Here is a 1,058-nt window from a genome sequence, read left to right as displayed (position 1 = left end):
GCGGGGATGAAGTGGTTCAACCAGATTGTGGTGAAGATCGAGGGCAACGAGATCGTGGCGACGATGCCAGGAGTGACAGAGAACGACTTTACGGTGGGAGCGCCGTGGATTAGTGCGGAAACCAGTACAAACGCAACTACTCCTACACCTGCACCGTTTAGCACCGATGGCGGTCAAACATGGCAAGTAGCACCGGAGAATACAACGACAGCAATGTATAACTTCTTCACGAATGACTGGCAAAGCTATGACCGTACTGGGTTTACGCCAAAAACCATTATGATGAAAGGTCTAGCTACAGCAGGTTTTGGAGTCAGCAGTGGTGTCATGCAGGCCAATCAAGTGTGGCAGCCGAACGGTTTTGCACCTACCTTTATCTGTGGCGTTCAAAACGGCCAATTCGGTGTTAAGTGGCAATAAGTGCTGAACGGTTGACATTTTTAGTGTTATTCAAAGGTAAGACTTCTTGCTGCGCCCCTGCTTCCGTCAAGGCTAAGGGGGGAGAAAGCGTGGATGTCGGATACAAGGTGTTTTTCCGCGACGAACAAGGAAATTTGTACGCTTGCCCAGAAGATTGGCTGAAACCGGTCGCTTCAACTCAATGCGCCATCACTGAAAACGACATTCGGTTGTTAGCCGAAGCCGTACTGCCGCCTCCAAAGGCGAATGTGCTGAAACTTTCGCCAACGCCGAACAATGATGGATTTCAGTGGGAAATGGTAACTTGGCGCCATCCTTAATCGCATACACTACCGCCGTTGAAACCGTGTCAGGTTCGCGGCGGTCGTTTTTTTCAGAGAGAGACGAACCGCCCCGCACTCGAAAATGCGAATGCCAGGTGAATAGGGGCTGTAGATGCCGAGCTTATTTTTGACCGCCTCACATTCCTCACAATCTTCCCACCCGTCTTCCAGCCAAACGGTAACACGTTTCCTTCGCCCCTTTCTCTATTGTCGAAGAGACTCGACACATTCCAGAAAAAGTATGTTATACTTCCTAGCAAGGATTCCATAAAATTGAAAAGTAAACAGAGAAAGGGATGTGGTGTTTTACGTATG

At 49.2% G+C, this 1,058-nt stretch carries 2 protein-coding genes; both read left to right on the top strand.

All coding sequences use genetic code 11. The features are described 5' to 3' along the window. Positions 1–420: hypothetical protein (locus BUA75_RS15430; RefSeq protein ID WP_207549801.1), on the top strand; the 420-nt coding region annotated here is incomplete at its 5' end. An 89-nt stretch (positions 421–509) separates the two neighbouring features. After that, on the top strand, positions 510–740 hold the full coding sequence (locus BUA75_RS15425; RefSeq protein WP_072875539.1) for a hypothetical protein: 231 nt from the start codon (positions 510–512) through the stop codon (positions 738–740). Positions 741–1,058: the final 318 nt, after the last annotated feature.

The sequence above is a fragment of the Alicyclobacillus tolerans genome (assembly GCF_900142255.1).
GTDB classification, from domain to species: Bacteria; Bacillota; Bacilli; order Alicyclobacillales; family Alicyclobacillaceae; genus Alicyclobacillus_I; species Alicyclobacillus_I tolerans.
Note: the sequence above shows the minus strand (reverse complement) of the source record. Positions and strands in the feature narration are given on the sequence as shown.